We start from the raw sequence: 2727 nt of genomic DNA, 5'->3' as shown, positions 1-2727 counted from the left end.
ACTTCTATCGTTGGAATCGCGTCGACAGGATGACCGACGACTGCGTTTTCTCGACGCCATCGACGTCGCCAATCACGTCGATTGTCCGATCAAGCTCGCTGATCGATGGCGCGGCAACGTCGGCAATCAGGTCGAAGGCCCCGCTGACCGAATGGACGGACATGACTTCCGGAAGGGCGCGGAGTGCGCGAACGACCGCGCCCAGTGCCTTGGTCTTCAGAACGATCATGACATGGGCGCGGACCAGGCCGTGCTCATAAGTGTCTGACAGGCGCACGCCATATCCGGCGATGACCCCTTCTTGCTCAAGGCGGTCGAGCCGCGCCTGAACGGTCGTGCGCGACAAGCCCAACCTGCGAGCCAGGACGGAGATGGGCGTGCGCGCGTCTTCCGCGAGCAGCATGAGAAGTTGACGATCTTTCGCCGAAACCTGCATTTTGTCAACTTAGCCCTACGATATGCCCAAAACGAGTAGGAGTTTTATGTAATTCATCGCTGCAAATCAACCACGCGCTCTGCGAAACGTGACCTCGGGTCGTGGCCCTGTTGCAGGAGGAAATAATGAAAGACGTCGTAATCATCGGATCAGGGAAGATCGGCTCCACGATCTCGCGGTTACTCGCCGATAGCGGGGACTACCATGTCACTGTCGTCGACCGTAGCGCTGAACAACTGTCGGAAATTGAAAGCGGTCCCGCGCTCTCGACGGCATACCTCGACATCACCGACGAGGCAGCCTTGTGTGCGCTGCTGTCCGGCAAATTCGCGGTTCTAAGCGCGGCGCCCTTTCAGCTCACCGTGGGCATCGCCACTGCCGCGGCCAAGGCTGGCGTACACTATCTCGACCTCACGGAGGACGTTGAATCCACTCGGCAGGTGAAACGGATCGCCAAGACAGCCAAGACCGCATTCATTCCACAATGCGGGCTGGCACCCGGTTTCATCTCCATCGTCGCGAGCGATCTTGCGGGCAAGTTCGATAGCCTGGATAGCGTGCGCCTGCGTGTCGGGGCACTCCCGCAGTTTCCGAGCAATGCCTTGAATTACAACCTGACCTGGAGCACCGACGGGGTCATTAACGAGTACATCCAGCCCTGCGAGGCTGTCGTAAATGGCGAACTCGTTGAAGTGCCAGCACTGGAGGAGCGCGAAGAATTTTCGCTCGACGGCGTCACCTATGAGGCCTTCAATACCTCCGGCGGCCTTGGCACGCTTTGCGAAACGTTGAAGGGCAAGGTCAACACGCTCAACTACCGCACCATTCGCTATCCCGGTCATGCCGCTATCATGAAGGCGCTTTTGCACGACTTGGGGCTACGACACCGCCGCGATGTGTTCAAGGACATACTCGAACACGCCCTTCCGACCACGCTACAGGACGTTGTGATTGTGTTTGTGACCGTTTCGGGACGCAGAAACGGGCGCTTGATCCAGGAAACCTACGCTAACAAGATCTACAGCGCGGAGATTGACGGGCGCATCACGAGCGCGATCCAGATTACGACCGCATCCAGCATCTGCGCGGTTCTCGATCTGCTTGCCGCCGGCAAGATCCCGCGCCAGGGCTTCATTCGGCAGGAAGACATTGCATTGGGCGCCTTTCTGGGGAACCGCTTCGGTGTTTACTATCGGCAGGGAGAGGCGCTGAAGAGCCACGGCGTCACGGTTGCCGCATAAGCGGGGCTATCCCGCGGCCTTCCGCCAGCCTTGTCGATCGGCGGCAGTTTGCGCGACTGGCTGGTTTTGTAATGCTAGAAGCGTCGGATGTTCCTCCCGCTCCCGAGCGCCCGGTGGGTCAATCTGCAATTGCATGATCTTGTCGATCGAGCTGCCATCGTCAGGGGCAATCGACGGCGCCTCAATTTGTATTCATTCCAATTCGGAATGAACTTCTGAATAGATGTCGATATCGGAGTCGTCGCAACGATGGTTTGATCGCTTCCAGATCGGCCCAAGCAGCCGGGAGCGACAGCTACTTCTTTGACCAGTTGGCATTCAGGAGGTCCGGATGACCATGCATGCTCAAGTGAAGCCAGGCAGAATATCTTCTATGAAAGTCCACGCCGACGAGATCCGGTCGCTGTTCTCGAATGCTATGTCGCAGATGTATCGCGCCGAGGTGCCGCGGTACGGCACCCTCATTGAGCTCGTGACCGAGGTCAATGCTGCGACGTTGGCGAACGCCCCGGAGCTGGAGCAGGCGTTACGGCGCAAGGATGAGCTGGATCGGCTTGGCGTCGAACGTCACGGCGCCATTCGCCTCGGTACGCCGGAAGAGCTCTTCAACATCCGTCGCGTCTTTGCGGTACTCGGCATGCATCCGGTCGGCTACTATGATCTTTCGGTCGCTGGAGTGCCTGTGCACTCCACCGCCTTCCGCCCCGTCGCAGACGAGGCGTTGCGACGCAATCCATTCCGCGTCTTCACCTCGCTTCTTCGCCTGGAATTGATCGAGGACCAAGCGCTACGCAAAATGGCGGCGGGGATCCTGTCAGATCGACAGATATTCACCGCCCGCGCACTCGAACTCGTCGAGGTCTTCGAGGCTGAAGGCGGCCTTGAACAGGCCGACTCCGAGGAGTTCGTGCGCGAAGTATTGGAAACCTTCCGCTGGCATAGCGACGCCACAGTGACGCTAGCCACCTACAATAAGCTACACGGCACGCACCGGCTGATTGCCGACGTGGTGAGTTTCCGCGGACCGCACATCAATCACCTGACGCCGCG

General features: G+C 58.9%; 3 protein-coding genes. 2 read left to right on the top strand and 1 reads right to left on the bottom strand.

The genetic code is table 11. The features are described from left to right. Positions 1 to 4: 4 nt before the first annotated feature. On the bottom strand, positions 5 to 436 hold the full coding sequence (locus tag D3227_RS40055) for an Lrp/AsnC family transcriptional regulator (protein ID WP_095090604.1): 432 nt from the start codon (positions 434 to 436) through the stop codon (positions 5 to 7). 125 nt (positions 437 to 561) lie between these two features. Here D3227_RS40055 and D3227_RS40050 point away from each other — a divergent pair, with 125 nt between their 5' ends. Then, on the top strand, positions 562 to 1677 hold the full coding sequence (locus tag D3227_RS40050) for a saccharopine dehydrogenase family protein (protein ID WP_120019430.1): 1116 nt from the start codon (positions 562 to 564) through the stop codon (positions 1675 to 1677). 331 nt (positions 1678 to 2008) lie between these two features. After that, the coding region (locus D3227_RS40045) for a VOC family protein (RefSeq protein ID WP_245452163.1) at positions 2009 to 2727 on the top strand (719 nt) is incomplete at its 3' end.

It is taken from the genome of Mesorhizobium waimense (genome assembly GCF_003601975.1).
In the GTDB taxonomy this organism is placed as follows: Bacteria; Pseudomonadota; Alphaproteobacteria; order Rhizobiales; family Rhizobiaceae; genus Mesorhizobium; species Mesorhizobium waimense.
This window is presented reverse-complemented; position numbering and strand designations above follow the sequence as displayed.

Coding starts and splice junctions, on each gene's coding strand:
- D3227_RS40050 (WP_120019430.1), top strand. CDS start 562: ATGAAAGACGTCGTAATCATCGGATCAGGGAAGATCGGCTCCACGATC.
- D3227_RS40055 (WP_095090604.1), bottom strand. CDS start 436: ATGCAGGTTTCGGCGAAAGATCGTCAACTTCTCATGCTGCTCGCGGAA.